Annotated in this window: 18 protein-coding genes; 8 read left to right on the top strand and 10 right to left on the bottom strand. The window is 50.9% G+C overall.

Features of this window, described 5'->3' with window-relative positions; translation table 11 throughout:
- Nucleotides 1–140 precede the first annotated feature (140 nt).
- Nucleotides 141–1844 (top strand): molybdopterin-dependent oxidoreductase, encoded by a 1704-nt coding sequence (locus tag JMJ04_RS11125; RefSeq protein WP_201370555.1) that lies wholly within the window; start codon nt 141–143, stop codon nt 1842–1844.
- Between the two features lie 530 nt (nt 1845–2374).
- Entirely contained in the window at nt 2375–2755 is a 381-nt protein-coding gene (locus JMJ04_RS11120) for a hypothetical protein (RefSeq protein ID WP_201370554.1), read from the top strand.
- Nucleotides 2756–2840: 85 nt separating this feature from the next.
- Here the strand turns inward: JMJ04_RS11120 and JMJ04_RS11115 are convergent, their stop codons facing one another.
- Nucleotides 2841–4421, bottom strand: a complete 1581-nt coding sequence (locus JMJ04_RS11115) for an outer membrane protein assembly factor BamB family protein (protein ID WP_201370553.1) — start codon at nt 4419–4421, stop codon at nt 2841–2843.
- Nucleotides 4418–5008: an RNA polymerase sigma factor gene (locus JMJ04_RS11110; protein WP_201370552.1), complete on the bottom strand. Its 591-nt coding sequence runs from the start codon at nt 5006–5008 to the stop codon at nt 4418–4420. Before JMJ04_RS11110 ends, JMJ04_RS11115 begins: the two co-directional genes overlap by 4 nt.
- A 208-nt stretch (nt 5009–5216) precedes the next feature.
- On the opposite strand from JMJ04_RS11110, the gene JMJ04_RS11105 reads away from it, so the two are divergent.
- The 3 genes from JMJ04_RS11105 (at nt 5217) to JMJ04_RS11095 (ending at nt 7411) form a co-directional block, all read left to right on the top strand.
- Nucleotides 5217–5453 (top strand): UPF0758 domain-containing protein, encoded by a 237-nt coding sequence (locus JMJ04_RS11105; RefSeq protein WP_201370551.1) that lies wholly within the window; start codon nt 5217–5219, stop codon nt 5451–5453.
- Nucleotides 5453–5677, top strand: coding sequence for a JAB domain-containing protein (locus JMJ04_RS11100; protein ID WP_201370550.1), 225 nt, complete (start codon nt 5453–5455; stop codon nt 5675–5677). The genes JMJ04_RS11105 and JMJ04_RS11100 overlap by 1 nt, the downstream gene beginning before the upstream one ends.
- A 615-nt stretch (nt 5678–6292) precedes the next feature.
- Entirely contained in the window at nt 6293–7411 is a 1119-nt protein-coding gene (locus JMJ04_RS11095) for a WD40 repeat domain-containing protein (protein ID WP_201370549.1), read from the top strand.
- An 883-nt stretch (nt 7412–8294) separates the two neighbouring features.
- Here JMJ04_RS11095 and JMJ04_RS11090 read toward each other — a convergent pair.
- The 7 genes from JMJ04_RS11090 to JMJ04_RS11060 form a co-directional block, all read right to left on the bottom strand.
- On the bottom strand, nt 8295–8948 hold the full coding sequence (locus tag JMJ04_RS11090) for a winged helix-turn-helix domain-containing protein (protein ID WP_236037986.1): 654 nt from the start codon (nt 8946–8948) through the stop codon (nt 8295–8297).
- Between the two features lie 252 nt (nt 8949–9200).
- Nucleotides 9201–9470, bottom strand: coding sequence for a hypothetical protein (locus JMJ04_RS11085; RefSeq protein ID WP_201370547.1), 270 nt, complete (start codon nt 9468–9470; stop codon nt 9201–9203).
- Between the two features lie 29 nt (nt 9471–9499).
- Nucleotides 9500–10393 (bottom strand): class I SAM-dependent methyltransferase, encoded by an 894-nt coding sequence (locus JMJ04_RS11080; protein ID WP_201370546.1) that lies wholly within the window; start codon nt 10391–10393, stop codon nt 9500–9502.
- A complete protein-coding gene (locus JMJ04_RS11075; protein ID WP_201370545.1) occupies nt 10350–12188 on the bottom strand; it encodes a reverse transcriptase/maturase family protein in 1839 nt (612 codons plus the stop codon). The genes JMJ04_RS11080 and JMJ04_RS11075 overlap by 44 nt, the downstream gene beginning before the upstream one ends.
- Nucleotides 12189–12865: 677 nt before the next feature.
- On the bottom strand, nt 12866–13117 hold the full coding sequence (locus JMJ04_RS11070; RefSeq protein ID WP_236037985.1) for a hypothetical protein: 252 nt from the start codon (nt 13115–13117) through the stop codon (nt 12866–12868).
- Between the two features lie 91 nt (nt 13118–13208).
- Nucleotides 13209–13427, bottom strand: a complete 219-nt coding sequence (locus JMJ04_RS11065; RefSeq protein ID WP_201370543.1) for a hypothetical protein — start codon at nt 13425–13427, stop codon at nt 13209–13211.
- Nucleotides 13428–13823: 396 nt separating this feature from the next.
- Complete coding sequence (locus JMJ04_RS11060; protein WP_236037984.1) at nt 13824–14855, bottom strand: sugar-binding transcriptional regulator; 1032 nt, start codon at nt 14853–14855, stop codon at nt 13824–13826.
- 239 nt (nt 14856–15094) lie between these two features.
- Here JMJ04_RS11060 and JMJ04_RS11055 point away from each other — a divergent pair, with 239 nt between their 5' ends.
- Both JMJ04_RS11055 and JMJ04_RS11050 read left to right on the top strand, forming a co-directional pair.
- The gene (locus JMJ04_RS11055) at nt 15095–15979 is read left to right on the top strand and encodes a radical SAM protein (protein WP_201370542.1); all 885 of its coding nucleotides are present in this window, start codon (nt 15095–15097) and stop codon (nt 15977–15979) included.
- Nucleotides 15912–16529: a CYTH domain-containing protein gene (locus JMJ04_RS11050; protein ID WP_201370541.1), complete on the top strand. Its 618-nt coding sequence runs from the start codon at nt 15912–15914 to the stop codon at nt 16527–16529. Before JMJ04_RS11055 ends, JMJ04_RS11050 begins: the two co-directional genes overlap by 68 nt.
- Before the next feature lie 127 nt (nt 16530–16656).
- Here JMJ04_RS11050 and JMJ04_RS11045 read toward each other — a convergent pair whose 3' ends face one another.
- The gene (locus JMJ04_RS11045) at nt 16657–16803 is read right to left on the bottom strand and encodes a hypothetical protein (protein WP_201370540.1); all 147 of its coding nucleotides are present in this window, start codon (nt 16801–16803) and stop codon (nt 16657–16659) included.
- A gap of 656 nt (nt 16804–17459) precedes the next feature.
- On the opposite strand from JMJ04_RS11045, the gene JMJ04_RS11040 reads away from it, so the two are divergent.
- A complete protein-coding gene (locus JMJ04_RS11040; protein WP_201370539.1) occupies nt 17460–19361 on the top strand; it encodes a hypothetical protein in 1902 nt (633 codons plus the stop codon).
- Nucleotides 19362–19398: the final 37 nt, after the last annotated feature.

The following is a 19398-nucleotide window of genomic DNA, read 5'->3' as shown; positions in this document are numbered from 1 at the left end:
TTACACAAAGTTCCCCGTAATGATACGATTACTACATGTCCAGCATCTCTGTAAAAGAAGCTCGTAGACAACGTGTGAATCTAAGAACGATCTGATTCAATCAGGAACTTTTCTATTTTCTTACAGACAGAGGCATCACCGTGCAAACGACACAACCACCGACCCAACCCGAGCAGACGCCACCGCCAGAAGCACAGGCGCGCCAGGAGCTTTTTGCCAATGGCTTCTTAGCGGGACTTGCCGCAGGTATTCTTGCCACCGGCATCATGCTCCTGCTCAATATCGAATTTCATGGCGTCTCGCTGCCCGAAGAGATGGGCAGTTGGATCACCCAACTTATGCCTGCGCCCCTCTTCGCCTTCCTGCACCAGTTGATTGGCGACGATGCCAAACATGTTCTCGTCGCCATCGTTGTGGTGGGGCAGTGCGCGGTCTTCGGTCTCGCAGGCGGCTTCTTTAACCAGGTAAGCGGGCATTCTAGTAGTGCGCATCCACGCCCGGATGGCAAGAGTACAACCATGAGATGGAGTGCTGGACTCCTCCTGGCACTTCTGCTCTGGTTGTTCAGCGGTTTACTTCTGCTCCCCCTCTTTGGCAGTGGGCTCTTTGGCGCGAACACAACCAGCGGCCTTAGCGGTAGCATGTGGAGTATGGGCGTGGTTGGCCTGGTCTATGGCCTGCTCTACGTCCTGCTCCGCAATCTGTTTAGCGTACGCGAGCAAGTCGCGAAAGAAGCGCTGGACGCGCAGGCAGCTCGCGAGCGCTCTCGTCAGACGCGCCGCGATGTCCTGCGTAGCGGCGGCCTGGTGCTGGGTGTAGGCGTCATGGGTTACCTGGCATGGCGCTTTATCTCCAATGGACTTGGAAGCGCGGGCACGAATGTTGCGCACATTACGCAGAACTTCAAGCGTAAAATCGTGCCACCACCTACACCCAACTATGGCACACTTCAGCCCGCGCAGAATCTCTCGCCAGAGCTTACCAGTAACGACCAGTTCTATACCGTCTCCAAAAACCTGGTCTCCGATCCTACAGTCGACGCCAGAGGCTGGCATATGGAGATCAAGGGACAGGTACGCACACCCTACACACTCAACTATGACGAGATCCTCCAGATGCCAACCAGGCAACAATATGAGTCGCTAATGTGCATCAGCAACGAGGTTGGCGGCCCCTATATGGGGAACGCCCTCTGGGAAGGCTTCCCACTCTCCACACTGCTGGAGAGTGCAGGCGTTAAAGAGGGCGCGACCAAGGTTGTCCTGCACGCGGCGGATGATTATAGTGACAGCATTCACCTGAGCAAGGCCCTAGAGCCGACAACCCTCGTCGCCGTGCGCATGAATGGGCAGACCCTTCCGCAGCAGCATGGCTTCCCGGCTCGCCTCCTGGTCCCTGGCATCTATGGCATGAAACACGTGAAGTGGATCACAGGCATTGAGGTCGTCAACTACAACTTTCAAGGTTACTGGCAGAATCGCGGCTGGGACGATGCCGCCCCCGTTCGTATGACCACGCGTATCGATACGCCACTGACCGGAGCGACACTCACAGACGGTCGAACTAGCTATATTGCCGGCGTCGCCTTCTCGGGAAATAAAGGTATCAGCCAGGTCGATGTGAGCCTGGATGGTGGTGCGAGCTGGCAGCGAGCAACCCTGAAGAAACCATTCTCGCAGATTACCTGGGTCTTATGGGAGCTTTCCTGGACCCCTAAAGCGGGACAGTACTCAGTCGTAGCGCGAGCGATCGATCTGGAGGGCAACGTCCAGGACCCGGCCATTGCCTCGCCCGCACCCGCAGGTTCATCCGGCTATCACACCATTTCCATTACAGTTCGTTAATGCAGGCGAAAGACGTATGAAGATGCATTACATTAAATTAATTGCAACTTTTTCGCCTGCCATTCGTTGTTTAAGATGTAGGGAAAAATAGGCAACCATCAATATCTTGCCTTGTCTTACCTTTTGTCTTATTCCTTGGCGTCTGAGTACTACGCACCCTGACAGTAGGTCAGAGGGCAACGACATGCGGGACACCTGCACTACATCTAAAAGACAAAATCGAGCAACCATTACAAAGAAAAGGTGGTGGTGGGTATGAAGATATGTAGAAAAGGGGAGATAATATACGAAATGCCGCATATCTATATGTACAAATTCTCAGACAAAGGATGAAAATTACTTTCTGTGGAAGGTATTATAACAAGGAGGATGTTACACGGTAGTCAACGGACGACATTGACTGATTTTTGAAACCAGCAAGACGATACACAGAGGCGGATCTTCACCGGTCCTGTTCCCACCCAAGTACCAGAGACATACTATGTCGCTATGTATCGTTTGCACCGTGAGGGAAAGGATAGTGTGGATTTATGGTACGACAGTGTGCATGGTGCCTGCGCTTGATTGATAGCGCGGGCGAGCGGGTCTCCCTTTTGCCGCTGCCAAAACTGTATAAGGCAAGCCATGGGATGTGCGGTGTTTGTGGCACGCTGTTAATGGAACAGGCAATGCAAACGCCAGGAACAGAGACATCACGAGAAACACGCAAGCCGGTCGCGTCCTCACAGGTCCGCGAGGCCGCTGTAAGCTTCCTCCCTTCCGCGACAAGCGAGCCGCAGGAAGTCGAGCACCAGCCAGCCGAATTGACCACAACTGCTACAGTGACGCAGCTCGTCTTAGAACTGCAACAGCGCGAACACGAAACTCCGAAGCCACGGCTTCGCACGCGCAACGAGTTGCGTATCCGCTAACCATCCCATAAATAATATTCATGAATAGCAAAAGCAGAGGAGGAGACCTGCGGTAGGCAGATCTCCTCCTCTGCTTTTTTCTCTACTAGTTTTGCGAAGGATAGAAGTCGCGCTTGCCATCATGCAAGACCCAGAGGCCACCGGCCGAGTTATTGCTAAAACCATTTTCTGGTAAGTAGAGGTAAAGCTTGCCATTCATCGACGTGATATAGTATGGGAGCGAAGGCAGTCGCCCATTAGGAGACCTCTGTTCCCAATGCCACTTGATCTTCCCGGTGCTGGCATCCAGGGCATAGAAGTAAATTCCCAGAGCATTGCCGGTTTGTTCAAGCGGGTGATCCGTATCTACAAACAAGGTATTCTGGCTCGCAGCCAATGGTGTCAGGCCATTCGCGTAATGATGCTGCCAGAGTATATCTAGATCACGAATAGCTGTAAGCTGAGTTCCAGTTGAGTAGTAGACCACTCCATCTGCCTCTAACAAGCTACCTGAACGATTCAGACTGGAAAATGCAGGCGCGTTCACCTTCTTGCCATCAGCTACATTTAGTACATCGAGGCGTTCACCAGCACTATATAGGTACTTCCCAGAGACGACGATGCTATTTTCGCCCCTAAATTGTACTTGTGGATCGTGCCAGAGTTGCTTCCCATTGCTGGCGTCAAAGGCATAGAGTCCATCGAAGAAGCCATAGACCTTACCATTGTCCACTGTACTCAACACATTGACACAGTCAGTACCTACTACCCCTGGAATCGTCGGTTTGCAGGGTGTCTTTACATGCCAGAGAAGCTTACCATCGCTGATATTTAAGGCGTAGAAGCCACTACCCGCTTCAAAGTAGACCGTGTTCCCATCAGCAATGGGTGACGCAGGAGCTTCATCTGGTGCCGGATCGCTCTTAACCGAATATTTCCAGAGCACCTGGCCCGTCTTCGCGCTCAGAGCATACAGATTGCCATCCTCACCTGGCGCAAACAATTTTCCCTGGTATGGGACTAGTTTACTAATCGTCAACTGGGTCTTGAGGGTGGCCTTCCAATAGACTGATCCATTCTGCATACTCAACGCATAAATGTCTGCCTTCTTCAACTGACCAGAAGTCCCTGGCCAGATATAGAACGCCCTGGCATTTAAAGGCACATTTGAACCTGTCACGCTGCTCTCAGGTCCTTCATGACCCGAGAAGAGGAGGAAAGCGCCTCCAGCCAGGACCGCCACTACCAGAACCGCGACAAGCGAGCTGATGATACGTACAGGGCGGCTTACATGTCGCTCAGGCCTGGGCGGGAGCGCTGTCCTGGAACCGACTTTGCGTGCACGTTTCGCAAGCTGTTCATCCAGGTCAATCACTTCAAGATCACCGGTTACTCCTTTGATTGGGGTGTCATCCTTGAGCATTCTTGTTCCTCTCTGCTGTTTGTACACAGCTTCTGCCAGTTCCCTGGGAAGTTGAGACAGGGGAGCGACTGGCGGTAAACTACGAAGAGCGACATCCATAGCCCGGTAGTCTGCCTGAGCCTGGGCACAGGCAGAGCACTCCTTAAGGTGGACCCTTAGTGCTTCCCGCTCACGTGGCAGAAGATCATTCCTATGCAAGCTGGCCAGTTGTGCTTGCCACTGAACACAGGGCGCGGAAACAGGCCGCCTCTGCTGCTTCCTCATTCCATTACTCCTTTCTTTGGCTGATAGAATCGGCGAAACTGCTCGCGGGCACGCGAGACATTTGAGCCTACACTCTTCTCGCTGATATGCAGCATGCGTGCGATCTCGCGTTGCGAAAAGCCTTCAATCACCTGAAGCAGCAAACATGCTCGGTATTGTGGCGAGATCTGACGCAAGGCATGCTGAATCACATCTACTTCGCTCACCCATTCCTCCGGCCCCTCAATGCTTGGGCTTTCATGCTCGCTCACCTGGATCCAGGATAGCCAACGCACATGCCGCGTATGGCGCAGGTGTGAGTAGGCTACGTTGGTTGCAATGCGATAGAGCCAGGCACGAAACTGTATCTCGCCCTGTAGGCTCGATAAGCCCTTCCAGGCTTTCAGGAAGGTATCCTGGGCCAGGTCACGCCCCAACTCATCATTTCCCACCAGGCGGGCTAGATAGGTACAAATGGGCGCGTTAAAGGCTTCAAAGAGGCGGGCAAACGCGGTAGCCTCTCCCTGACGAGCCTGCGCCACTAACTGTTCAAGGGAGGCCTCTTCCCCTGAGCAGTCGGAAGATCCGTCGCCAAAGGCCTGGTACATCGATAGTTATCCTCGCCTTCATGTATCTTCTCGTTCTATTCCCTGTAACGCAGGTGAGTGCGCTTTTCCTGCGTGCCACCCGGGCACTTCCTATTTTTCCCGATTTATTGACTTGCTTACTTCCTATTTTGCCTATTGTCTTTTCCGGGTGGTCGGCATACTCTTCTCCATAGAAGTGATTCGATGAGTTTACCTAAGGAGAGAGAGCATGCGCGAACGCGCCTATGACGACGAGCTACAGCCGCCTGTACGCGCGGAATATCACGCCACAGTACACGACCTTCCCCACGATGAACGACCAAGGGAACGCCTGCAGAAGCAGGGCGCGGATTCGCTGTCGAACGCGGACCTGCTGGCGATCATCTTGCGCACCGGAACCCAGCGCGACAACGTGATGGAGATGGCCGGGAAGCTGCTAGCCAAGTACGGGGGCCTGGGGGATTGATGAGCGCCAGCTTTCATCAATTAAGCGAAGAGTATGGGCTTGGCCTGGCGAAAGCCGCGCAACTCAAGGCTGCGCTTGAGCTTGGCAAGCGCCTCAGCATGCTTCAGCAGGACCAAAAATATCAGATTCGCTCGGCGGATGACGTGGCTAACCTGGTGCGTATGGAACTTATGTTTTTAGAACATGAGGAGACAAACTCTCCTCAACGTTCGACATCTCCATGACCGGCAACAGCCACCAGAACGACAGCCCTTTATGTTCCGTGGTAATAGCATAGTGGTTCAGTTGCTTGAGGAGCTTGTACCCCTCCTCGCTCTCCGGCTCGATATTGAGCGCCTTTGCGGTATTCGCCCAATCAGCGTAACACATGGACCGGTGAATGATAGATCGGCACGAGCGGCCGTCAATCAATCGCCGTATGCCGTGTTCGGCCGCCCGCTGTTTCATGTTCTCGCCCGACTTCATGGGGAAGGCCTTATGTAGCGCACAACGCAAGAGCCACACGACCTGCTCTTAGTGTACTCAATAGCCTGTCAAAAAGGGAAGAAGAAAACCACCCAATAGTGGGCGAAGTAATTCCCAATTTCGGACGAAGCCGGCAAATGTCCACTTTCTCCAGGTTGGCAAAGCCAGGGAAGAAGAAAAAGACGATCATCAAGGGGCAATCACGCATAATAAAGAAAAGCCAACCAGCCATACACATATCCGTATCTTGACAGGGCATTTTACCGATGAGTATACTGACTCTTCAAATATGCCGCCTGCGCTTCCATAGCGCGTTTCTCATTTGATTCTTTTTTGGCTTCTCTACCTATTTCAGGAAGGATACCTACCATTTCATGACAATCCAATCCTCTTCTTCTCCATCTCAAATTGAAGCGCACCAATCTCAATCTAGTGGGCGACGTCGCATCTCCCGGCGCAAGCTGCTTATTTTTGGTGGTGGTGGAGTAGTAGCGTTGGGACTCGGTGGTTTTCTCAATTGGCAATATACGCATTCTCCTCGATATATTCAGCATATGGATGGGGAAGTTATAGCGGTTGCCTGGTCGCCTGATAGTCATCAATTTGTTGCTTTGAATACAACAGGCATGATGACGGTGTGGACTGTAGACGGGCAGCAAGTATATAGCCAGTCAACGTTAGAGAGTGAAAACAATACCTTGTCCTCATTGATTGCCTGGTCCCCAAATGGAAAGTATCTTGCATCGGGAGGATCTGGTGTGCATATCTGGAATGCTCGCAATGGAAAACTCCTCTCGTCATTTCCTACGTTTGCTGGGACGGTCGTTGCTTGGTCGCCAGATAATAAGCGGATTGCTGTAGGCGGTGACTATGGCAAGATACAGATCCGGGATCCTGAGAGTGGTCGTATTCAACTCACGTTGCAGGCATATAAAAATGCTGATGGTGAAGTGTATCTCAATAGCCTTGCCTGGTCCCCAGATGGTAGCCATATTGCAGCGTTAGGCCCTCATCAGGGCGATTTTCTTGCTTGCTGGAATACAATCACTGGTGAAGCAACCCTTCTCCCATTCAAAGAACCAGTTGATGAACCAAATTTTATCAATTCGATAGCCTGGTCGCCAGATGGCCAACACATTGCTGCTGCTTATCACAACTATGATAAAGGAATAGTTGCTCTCTGGTCCCGGCAAGAACAGGGAGGACGTTGGAGGTACGATGGTTCTGTCGCCGCTCATTTTTGGCTTGTCTACGAAATTAGCTGGTCTCCTGACAGTACCCATTTTGCGACGGTAGGGCAAGACAATAAAATCCAGGTCTGGAATATATCGAGCAAGACACTCTCGAACACCTCTACCACCTCTGACCCAGATACAAATGACGGAAGAGGCATTGACTTCTATGCTCTTCAAGCACTTGGTTGGTCTCCTGATGGCAAATATTTGCTTGCAGGAGATAGTGCAGGTCAGATTTGGCTTTGGACGATAAGCTAAATAATCTCAAAATGCTAGAAGTCGTCGGTCAATAACACCATGTTTGAGGATTACAGGAAATTCTCCCTGGAGGTTATTGAGTGCAAAAATATCAGTGCGTATCCGATTTGTTTCGATCTATGTAACCACACGCCCCTTTCACTCGTATTACAACCGAACATGTGTTCTCTCATATGAGAACCGCAGTGCATAAGAAGGGATACCCCGGTGGATGTTGAGTCTCTCCATTCACCCCGGTATTCTGGCGCTGCCCGTGCGCCAGGTTGTAGCGTTGCTCCCTGGCTGCACACGATGTGAAGGCAGAAACACCTTGTTTTCTGGGCCTGTGTGATGTGGGCCTCTTCCGATGGAAGAATAAACAGACAAACAGGGAGTTCTTGAGAGGACGGAGCATCTCACCGCCTTCATCTCGCTCTGCACGGTGTCTCAGGACATCTGCAAGTGGCTTCGGAAGTACTGAACTGACCCCTTGCTTTCCTAGGGAAAAGTGCGCCTTTCGACCGATGAAGAAGGTGTGAGCGATGAAAAGCGACCAGAATGGGATGGCGGTATTCTCCTGGTAACAGGATGAATATGTGCGACAAAGCCAACCTTCTCTCCAAGAGGATCTTCTCTTTTGAAGAGGTTATTCTATAAATAGTAGAATACCAAAATTTGGTATTTTCCCATCCATAAGAACTGGGAGAATATGCCCTTGGTTCATCTGCTCGTACCAAACATTGGTCATTTCATTGAATGTCTTCTGTCTACTCTGCTTCTCGGCTTATATGACTGCTTTCGCGGTTCTGAATACAACCATCTCGACCTGATTTGTTCTTTTTATGGCTGTATGGTGAGCCTACTGATAACGTGTCTTCGTAGTAAAGTCAACTCAGGTGAGCTCTCATGTTCTGTTTTCTCCAACGATCTCTGAGTGCGAGGCTTCTCCATGAAACGTTGTGGGAATGCATAGCTGACTGAAACGATATCCTACGCCCGTGATCGTTTCGAGATAGGAGGGATGTTTAGGATCTTCTTCCAGTTTGAGACGAAGGGTATGCAGATACACACGGATATAATCTACTTCCCCATGATACGCTTCGCCCCAGACAGCATGCAATAACGACTGATGAGAGAGCACTTTGCCCCCTTCGCGCATGAGGATGAAGAGCAGCGCGCATTCTATGGGTGTCAGGTGGACGATCTGCCCACGAACGATGACAGAGCGTTTTGCGCATTGCAAGCGAATCCGCTGATCCTTGCTTTCAAGTGCCAGGAAGGGACCGATCTGTCTTGGTGCCTCACAAGAAGAAGTCTGGCGTCCTCTGTAACGTCTGGCATGCCCGTGCAACCGCGCATGAAGTTCCTGTTTTCCGCATGTGAAGAAGATATAATCATCGGCGCCAGCATCGAGCATCTTCACAATCTGGGCTTCCTCCTCCATCTGTGAGCAGATCATCAGTGGCGCATGAGGGGTGATCTGCCGAATCTGTTGGATCTCTCGTGAATGAGAACAACAGGCAAGCCAGACGTCAGATTGCATGAGTCTCGCTGTCATCGCTGACGCATTACTTCCGAGATGGACCAGATGTGTTATTGCGATATTGCCTCCTCGCAGCTTCGGCTTCAGTATTCGAGCTTCTTGAGGAGAACTCAGGAGGATGACATGCAATACGTGTTGCGACAAGGTCTCTCTAGAGTGCTCAGAGATCATGACAACCCTCTTCTCGTGCTTACTAAACTCAGGAAGATACCAGCTGTTTGGTGTTTGTCACTCTCCCTATCGTGGGAAAGCTTTTCACAACAGACATTATTGGGTGACACTACTTTCTATCTTCTGAAGAAGCTTCTCCTTGCGCAGTTCAATCAGGTTCTTCTGAACGATGAGTACTTTGGGCTCACCATCGAGCGTCAATGCTAGTTCATAGAGGGCAGGGGCCTCACGTGTCGCGGGAATCTTCTGTATCAGCTTGACGCCGGGCACGATTTCAGCAGACGAAATAAACGTCGTTTTTCCTTCTATGCTCCGAAAGGTCACGGAGCGACGAAAAGCGAGGAGATAGGTCTGAGATTGCTGCATGGACGACCCTCCTGACCCTTAGCCATCCCTCATTTTTGCCCGTAAGCGAGGTAAAAATGAAAGTACGTCTGGTAGGTTTCCCATTCTTGAGGAAGTGCATTGAGCGCTTTGTCGAATTCCTTCTCCGAAAGCTTGAGTTGAGAGCAATACACGGGCTTCAGATTGACAAAAATGGCGTGCAGATCCTTTGCCAGAAGCTCTCCTCCTCGTCCACCCCAGGTCCCAAGAGGGACTTGAAGTACCCGATCTTTGACCTGTGAGAGACCAGCCTTTATCAGCAGAGTCGGTAATTTCGTCATGAGAGAGGCATCAAAGCCGGTTTTGCTCTCGAGTTTGTGCCACCACTCCATGTATTTTTTTGTCACAGGTCCTATACGCTCGAAGGTATCAGCCGCCTCAACCAACTCGATCCAGCCGCCAGCACGGGTGACACGAACGAGTTCGCTCACCACATAGGGCCAGGCGCGAGCAGGAAGTGCCGCCACCATCAAGCGCTGATGAGTGAAGTCAAAATCCTGATTGGCGAACGGTAAGCCTTGCAGGGCGTTGCCCTGGACAAAGAGGCAATTGGATGGGACCTCAAGGGCATGTGAGACAGGAGTTTGAGGCTCGATATCGAAGCCGACCACCTGAGCATCGGGAAAGGCATGTGCCATCTCCCGTCCCCAGATACCCGTACCGCAGCCAACATCGAGAATACGCTTGGGATAGTCAATTGGAGCGGCATAATTGCTACCAAGCAAGGACTTCAAGAAGTAGTGTCGGGTAAGAGGCCGGGACTTGGTTTCCCAAGCGCTCCAACCTCTCCCCACCGAACCGGACTTGCACCCTTTCGATGCATCCGGCTCTCCAGGTTCCCCTGCACTGTGAAGAATGGCGTTATCGCGGAAGGTATGCCAATTGGGATAGCTTGATGCCATCATATCCTCCTTGATGAATTTTCCCATGACACATCTCGCAGACTGGAATCTGTTTCCGGTTCAGTTTTTGCAGGATACGATTGAATCCTGCGGCTTCCCGTTTCCCGGATAGTTTTCGAATGTGTCGAACATGGTGCATTTCGATCTGCGCCTCTTCGGGAGTGATCCCACAGATGCAACACGGTTTTCCCAATTTCGAGCGGGTACTTAAGCGTCTCCACATTCTCACCTGATCAATGTCGGAAAAGGTGCCTCCTCGGAAGGCGTCTCTTTTCTTTGTCCAGTCGTGGTTCAAGAAGAAACTTACGCTTTGCTCCTTCTTGTCATCAACTGTTTTCCCTTTGATACAGAGATTTTTGCCAAAACGCTTGAAGACCGCTCGCTTGGACAGTTTCAGTTTCTGTGCCAGGGTTTTGGCGAGCGAGAATTGCAAGATGTACTGGATGCGTGTCAGTTCACCCCAATTGTCCACGAAGCGGTAGTAATTCTGTATGCCGCGATTGATGCTGCTGTAGAGAGCTACTATCTGCTGAAGGTCCAGGTGTGACCACGCTCCCTTTGCGGTTGGTTCCCCTTCCGCCGTACATATCTTGTGCTCATGGAGCCGTTTGATGATCTTCTTGATTGGTGCTTTAATCACGGTTTCCCATCCGGTTGATCGGCGTTTGTAACGTCTTGCTTTCTCTGCAATACGTGCGATTTTCGCTTCCCCTCCATACCCAAGGGTAAGAAGGGTCCCGAGAAATTGCGCCTCTTCCGTTCTGGCATGTGTGATGCAGGTCTTTTCTTCACTCAGTTGGAGTTTGAGCGTCGTGTGAAGGAATTCCTTCACTTGCTCCTTGATCTCTTGAGCGAAGCGTTTATCTCCATACACACCAATAATCCAATCATCTGCGTATCTCAGATATTTTATTCTGAGATACTCCGGGTCCTTGGGCACAAATGAGGGAACTTTTCGCCGTTGTTTGATGAGTTCTCGATACGCTCTTGTCTTGGCTTGGTCGCACTTCCTGAGACCCGCTAAGTCATTGCTTAGTCGAGTGTAGGTTGGATTTCTCTGTCTTTTTTCTCCCTTTTTTCGCTCTTCACCTAGTTTCTCCATGAACACATCGAGTTCATGAAGGTAGACGTTGGCTAAAATTGGGCTGACCAATCCACCCTGTGGGGAACCAATGAGACTGTCTCGTTTGGTTCCATGCACGTCCATGTATCCTGCTCTCAGCAATTTCCAGATCAGATTGAGAAATCGCTCATCCTGGATCTTCTTTCGCAGGAGGGAAACCAGGATCTGGTGATCGAGTTCGTCAAAACAGGCGTGAATGTCTCCCTCAATGATCCAATTCACCCCGGTCCATTTTTTCCGGTACTCACGTAATGCCGTGTGGCAACTGCGCTGTGATCGAAACCCATGACTACTCTGACAGAAGTAGGCTCCATGCGGGCTATCGTAGATGGCTTCAAGAATCATATGAATGACTTCCTGTACCACTTTATCCCGTACACATGGAATACCCAGTTTTCGCATTTTCCCATTTGATTTCGGAATGAACTGTTGTCGAACGGGTTGAAAGCGAAATTGCTCGGTACGCATCGCCTGGATGACCTTTCTCGAAAATCCATCCAGGGTCTCTCCATCACTGCCAACTGTCATATTTCCAGGTTTCGATTTCATGCGCTCATAGGCCAGGATGTAGAAGTCTTCCTGGTACATGAGACGGTACAGATCGTGATTGACCCATGCTGGGTTGCTATTCTTTTGTTGCAGGTATTCCAATCGCTTTAAGGTCTTGTCATTCATCCGAATGAACCTCCAATGAATGGAATGGGTTCCCTGTGACTCTTCCCCGTGTCTCACCCATTACGGTGAGCATTTGAGTACTATGATCACTCCGTCGCCATATCTCTCGCGAGACGTAGGCGATCCCCAGGTTATCTTGAGAATCCTGGTTCGTCCGTAGGTGCCCATTACGTCTTTTCCCGCTCCTCGCGGGTTGGGTCCGGTGGAAGGACCATCAGAACTCCAACACCCTTCTGATGGCGCCGGATACAGGCCACGGCATCTTTTTCGCCTGCAAGCCTCGCATTAACCCCCATGACTTGGGTTCTGGCAATCAGCCTTCACCATAGACGACCTAGCTGACTGGCGTACTGGTCCGTGATGCTCGGACTTAGCCTGCCTTTTCACGTCATGCTATTGTCCCCCCAGCTCTTTCGAGTGAAGGTAAGACGCTGCTTTAGCCACCGTCCTTCAGTGGCACCATCCTCTGATGGTAAGGATTCTTAGACCTCTCTGGGCGCACGCTGAAAGGTCAGACGGTCGTACTCAGGCATATCTTTGGGAAAGAGATAGGGCACGTCCACGCGGAACCGGCGCTCCCCAATCACGGTTGCGGTAGGTTTCGCGCTGAAAGGAGGAGGCTCAAAAGCTGGAATGGTGCCCCGGCGTCTTCGTCGTAAAAAGAGGGAATAATGGCATCATGAAATCCTTTCCTCGTTCTCCCGTTGAACATGGACATGACAATCATAGAAGCGCTCGCAGCCATTCCAATAGTCCAGGCGAGCACAATGCTGAATGGCCTCTTGTACCTGCTCTGGTGTTGGCGGCTTCAACTGGTGAAACTCCAGATAGGCATCCACATAAAGCAGGAAGGTCGTATTGTCCATCCAGAGGAAACGCTCTCGGGATCCCCCTTCCCAGCGGTCGAGGCCTCGGTTATGCCTCAGCATTGGTTCTTGTTCCAGAGGTGCTGGCCTCAAAGAAGGTATCGTTTCGGTTGGAAACGTAGAAATGTGCCTATGGACTACCATTATTGCTCCTCTACAATCGATCTAATGTTTGCGCGACAAGCTGGATAGCATCTTCTAAGCCAACTATCTGCTGTAAATCCTCATGCAATTTCCCTATGCGTTCTGAGCAGGACGTACGAAAGACATGAGGTGCAGTCATAGCAAAGCCATCTAATCCGTTATATGCTGCCTGATATTCGGCTTCTATTTGTTGTAAAAGAGTTGCCACTTCACTTTGATTTTTATCCATAACTGGGTCCTCCTACCAATCTGAAGGAATATCTTACTAAAGAGCAAACGTAAGAGCATATGACAACCAAGACTGTCGATAATTGGAGTGTAGCATGGGAGAACGCATTTATCAATGCATTTTGGCGCATTTGCTAATTTTGTAGCATATGCTACTACTAAACGTTTGCTTTATGATAAAACCATTATTTCCTAAAGAGTGGACAAGAGACAACAAAAATCCAAGCTGTAGCATATGTAAACTTCTCAATCATTGTTAGCGCTCTGCTATTTGGGCTTCTCGTGCGAGCAATGTGCCCCATCGGTCTCGTAGAGAGAAGGTGGAATGCAAAGAAAAAACACATCAATGGTGATGTGTTTGAGGGAAGTGAAAACGCAAGGTCTTTGCTCAGGCCCATTACTCTGGCTTTTTCAGGAGTGTTTCGGCTGTTACATGGTCGGTAATCAAGATGTTGGCAATGCCTGCTTTCAGAGCAGCACGTATGGCTGGTATATATTTGAGATTTGCTCCAGCCACAAGAATAACTCTCGCGTGGTTTTGCTGGATTTTCTCTTTCAGTCGTGGTATCTCTAATCCAGTGAGGTAGTAGGGAGGAGACTCTAACCTGTCATTAATGCAAGCACCAACATTATCAAAAATCCAATGATTAATATCAACAGCTGGATTGTATGTCGTGATTTCTTCAATTTTCTGCTGGGTAAATATCGCTTTCTGAGCAAATGGAGGCCACAATCCCGTCATAATAATGTTTGCGTCCTCCATAATCTTTAAAACGTCTCGCGCTATTGGAAGGGCGCGAGCCTGTTCACATTGTTCCTCAGACTCAACAATCGCAGGGATAGGAAGCCAGTTATGTTTTGCTCCATAAGCTGTGGCGATGTCAAAGGAGGTCAGATTGGCATCTCCAACACTTGTTTGCGGCCTTACAAAACCAATAGTTGGAACAATCCTTAAATGAGGTAAAAGCTTTGTTGGTTTGAGATAGCGGACAACCTGGCGCATGGTATCTTTCCCACCTGATACAGCCAGAATATCTTCATCTGTCAGCAACTGATCGAGATAATCAGCAGCGGTACCAGCAATGTCATCCAACACATCGCTCGCAGAGCTCTGCTCCTCATCCATATTGCGACCAGGCACAAGGATTAAATCTTCTAAACCGAGTCGCAAACGCAAGTCGCGAGCAAGGTTGCGCAAATACCCCGTTCTTTGTTCCGGGATAACTGAGATACGAACAATGCCACGATCTCTGGCTCTCTGGAGTGCTTTTGAGATTGTCTGCCTTGAGCAATACTGGGCCTCAGCAATATTTTCCTGAGTCTGCCCTTCGTCATAATACAAATGAGCGACTTCACGCAAAAAGCGATCATCTGAAAGCAGTTTTCCTTCTGAAATATTTTGTGGAGTAGGTGAATCGGTAAACATCATCGTGCTCCTTTTCTCACCATTAGGAAGTGTTCTATCACGACTTGCAAAAATCAAGCTGATAGAGCATAGAATATGCTCTTCTAATAACAATATCATTTAATGTTATCTGAAGAGCATAGTACAATATCTCTCTTTAAAGCGCAACCTCCAAATACGCTATTCTTTTGACATGATATTCTTGCCATGCTACACTTATCAGAGATACGCTTTTATAGCACGTATCGTATGGGAGGATCAGTATGGCCGGAAATGTCCAGTTTAAAGTCGAGAAGAATAGAGTTCTCGTTCCGGTTGGTCAGGCTTGTCGGTTCGGTTGCAAATACTGTTATACCCGAAAAGGAGAGGTTGGCCCTTCAAAGGTTGATGCAGAGGAAATTCTTCGCCAGTTTGAAGAGTTTATGCGCACTCATGCCTTTGAAACTATTCAGTTTGGGTATGACGGCGATCCATTTGATAGGCCAGAACGCGGTGCCATGATGCTACAACGGTTGGCGAGACTCCGTAAGAATATTAGCTTCAGTACCAAAGCGCTTCTGGATAATGCTCTTCTGAACGTCCTTGTAGACATCCATGATGGTATGTTACAAGATGGGAACACACTAGTTGCTTTTATCTCTCTGAGTTGTTGGGATTCTGCTCGTCTTGTCGAACCTCATACCCCCACTGCCCAAGAACGAGTTGCGAACATCGAAAACTTAAAACGTAGGAACATTCCAACCTACATTGCATTACGGCCCATCTTACCTGGTATTCGGGATAGAGAATATGAACAACTAGCGCAGGCAGGTATAGATGCTGGATGTGGCGGCTTTGTTCTAGGTCCTCTTTACGCAGATGAAGGAGGGCAGTTTGTTCGCTTCATCCCAACAGAAATCCTGACACAAACTCCACATCGTCAAGTCATCGTTCCCTGGTCTGCTCACGCTCCCACATGGAGACGATATGAGGACGAAGCTCGTTTACATCGTATCGCTTCTATGATCGAGAGGAAGGGAGGAAAGGTCTTTCTTTCATCGGTGGATGCCATAGAGTTTGCTCACGAAAAGAGGAAAGTCGATGATCGAGGTAGAATTAAAATGCCAGCTCTCACCTGCGCTTCTCCAGAAACTCCATTCAAAGCTTGAACATATGCGTTTTGACGGTGAAGTGCATAACATAGATATCTATTATGATACCCAGGACTATGCTCTCCTTCAGCAAGCAGCGTTTGTAAGAGTACGAAATAGCACAAAGGTCGAATTTAAATTCAACGAGAGTATTGAAAAAATACATGGTCAAAGTACTGAGCGCACCTTTCCACTTCACCCAGATACCGATCAGGCAAAAAAGATGAATGCCCTCTTTGCTCACTTTCTTCCCACCTGGCAAGCTCAAGCTACTGTAGAAGCAGCCATAAGCAAAAACGGACTCGTTGAGCTAGCTCGTATTGATAATAAAAGGGAAGAATACTCCCAGGATGATATCTATATCAGTGTCGATCACGTTACTCAGCTTGGTGATTTCTTGGAAGTAGAAGTTCGCTGTGACGAGAAGGATGATCCAGAGAAAGCCCATACTATGTTACAGGCATTTGTATCTGATCTTGATGTACAGCATATAGGTGTAGGATACGTTGAGCTCTGGCTCCGTGAACACAATGTTGAGGCATATCAGCTAGGCAGGTATCATCTGTAGCAAATAAAATAAAAGTTTGTATCAATAACAGTTAGGCTTTTTAAAAGTGCAAGCCCAACTGTTATTTGAGGTGAGTAAAATTATAAAAATACATATCATGATCCAGGGCAACGTACCCTTTGTGGCTTTATGTCTCGCGTAGTGTCGCGACGATCTCCGATAACCGGGCATGAATAGCCTTGACCCGCATACGAATATGCTCTGGAGAGGAAAGATGCTCTATAGGTATCTCCTGGTTAGCTGAGAGCAGGGTGTCAACGAATGCTGCTCGCAATTGCCTAGCACCAGCCTCCGAAGGCGTGTGCGCTGGTTCGATTCCAGTCGGGAACACCAAAATATCGGGGTCGTCGTAGTTCAGCCTGGAGAACGGCTCGGAGTACGTGTAGTCCTACTATCGTATACAGCGACTCGGCCATATTGAGCCAGGAACCTGCCGTAGGTGTCCAGAGCAAGTGGAAGCGGTTGTGCGAGCGGCGGCAGGGCGGTTGGTCTTGCTTTGCTTGCCAACCTATAGTTGCCTTTCTCAATCCCATCGAGATGCTGTGGCGGCATTTTCGCCGGGAAGTCACCCACGGTGAGTTCTTTGAAACCAAGCAGGCACTACTTGCGGCGGCCCAACAGTGCTTTGACCGCTTCAACCAGTGCCCACACAAAATTTTGTCTGTTATCGACTCCAATGCCAAAAAAGTTAGTTGATTGTACTTAGAGGGCGTCGAGAAGGCGTCTCAAGCGGCTTGAAGCGCTAGATCCTTCTCGGACGCCCTCTAGTCAGGCTTCGAAGAGGCCGAAGGCTTCAACTCCTTCGCGACGAGCTACGTTGCTCTCTTCCCCACGGATTGCGCAACGAGTTGTAACTGGTAGCCCATCGGCGTAGAAATGTGGCTCCTTGAAGAGAACGATCACAACTGTTCTCAACAAGGAGGTCCAGGTATGACCAGTATCGCCGATGGTTCAGTGAAAATCCAGACCACTCCGGAGTCGAACCTCTCAACCCCATCGTGGTTTGGAGAAGTCGTGGTGATCAGCACGTATCTTCGCACGCAGGGTGTGTTCAAGAAGATCAACGAGCAGGTCCGCTTTGCGCGGAAGCGTTTTGGCCAGTATGAGGTGATTGACTTCCTCGCGGTGCTTTTCGGCTACGCGATCAGCGGAGAGCGCACGCTCGAGGAGTTCTACCAGCGACTCCAGCCGTTTGCCGTCCCGTTCATGGCCCTGTTTGATCGCGACCGGCTCCCCTCACGCTCAGCGCTCTCGCGTTTTTTAGCAGCGCTCACCCAGGCTCCGGTCGAAGCGCTGCGGACCCTCTTTCTCGATGATTTGCTCGCGCGTCCTCTGACCCCCGACAAGCAAACTGGAGGACTGGTGGATCGAAAGGGTGCCCCCTGGACCGTGTTCGATATCGACGGCACACGGGAAGCCGCCCGCCAACGTGCTTTACCCCAAACCGATGAGCTGCCCCCGCCCTTTCGCCGGTTGGATGAGGTCTGCGCACCTGGTTACCGGGGCCGCAAACGGGGGGAAACGGCCAGGACGAGGACCACGGTGTCGCAGGCGCACAGCTATCAGTGGGTAGGCACGTTTGGCAATCGCGGGAACGGACACTATCGCGAGGAACTGCGCAAGGGGCTTGCGGCCATTGGCCGGTATCTGGCGCCCCATCAACTCTCCCCAGAACGTACGCTGCTCAGGCTCGATGGGCTATATGGCAATGGGGCCGTGCTCGCCGAGGTGGCGGGGTTCGCGTTTGTGACCCGTGGGAAAGACTATCACCTGCTCGATCATCCGAGCGTCTCGGCCCGGTTGCATCTCCCACCTGATCAGATCCAGCAGCGTCCCGAAAGTCAGATGGAGCGCAGCCTCTACGATTGCCCAGAGATCCCGGTGGGATCTGATGGCGTCTCCTGCCGCGTGCTCGTCGCGACCCATCCGGCAGGCAAAAAGAAGAGTCCCATTGGGGTCACACGCGCAGGAGTGGTCTACGAACTCTTCTTCACCAACCTGCCCCAACAGGCGTTTACCGCCCGCGATGTGGTTGAGTTGTACCTGCATCGCGGCGCTTTTGAGCCCGTCCTCTCAGATGAAGACCAGGAGATCGATCCCGACCGGTGGTGCAGCCATTCGGCTTGGGGACAGGAATGCTGGCAACTGGTCTCCCAATGGGTGTGGAACCTGAGACTCGAACTGGGCCATCAGCTCACACCAGAGCCACTGCGTATGACCGAGTTTGCTCCTCCTCTCCCACCACCTCCACCACACGCAGCGCCTGCCTCTGGCTATGCTCCTCCAGAAGTGGGTTCGGCATGGAAGGCTGGTCGCTTTTCAGGCCAGGACTTTGCGCTCCAGCCCGATGGAACGGTGCGTTGCCCTGCTGGGAGCGCGCTCCTGCCGCATGAACAGCGCCGAGAAGCCGATGGGAGCCTGCGCGTGGTCTATGGGGCCAGCATTCGGAGTTGTCGTCCCTGTCCCTTGCGCGAGCAGTGCCAATGGAACGGCAGTACAACGGCCAAACCGCGCCAGGTCAGCGTTCTGCTTCATCCCCTGGTGGTGGGATCGGATCCGCTGCTTTGGCGGGACTGGAGCCGGCGACATCAACGGCAGGCGTGCTTGCACTTGCACCGCCAACGCCTGGACATCCAGATGGGGCCAGTTCTTCCTCCCACCCCAATCGTCTCCCCTCCGACGATCTCTCGGGCCCAGCGTGCTCATTACCGCTTGTCGTGGGATGAGCGGCTTGCACGCAATGCCCGCGAGGCTCAGGCTGGCCAGCTCACGTTCAAGCTGTTCGGTATCCCAGAGAGCTTTGCTATCTGGCTCGGTCTGATCGCGGTGTAGAGGGAACGCCAGCGGAGAAAGGTGGCTGATAGGCCCG

This window comes from Ktedonobacter robiniae, assembly GCF_016587375.1.
Classification (GTDB): domain Bacteria; phylum Chloroflexota; class Ktedonobacteria; order Ktedonobacterales; family Ktedonobacteraceae; genus Ktedonobacter; species Ktedonobacter robiniae.
Note: the sequence above shows the minus strand (reverse complement) of the source record. Positions and strands in the feature narration are given on the sequence as shown.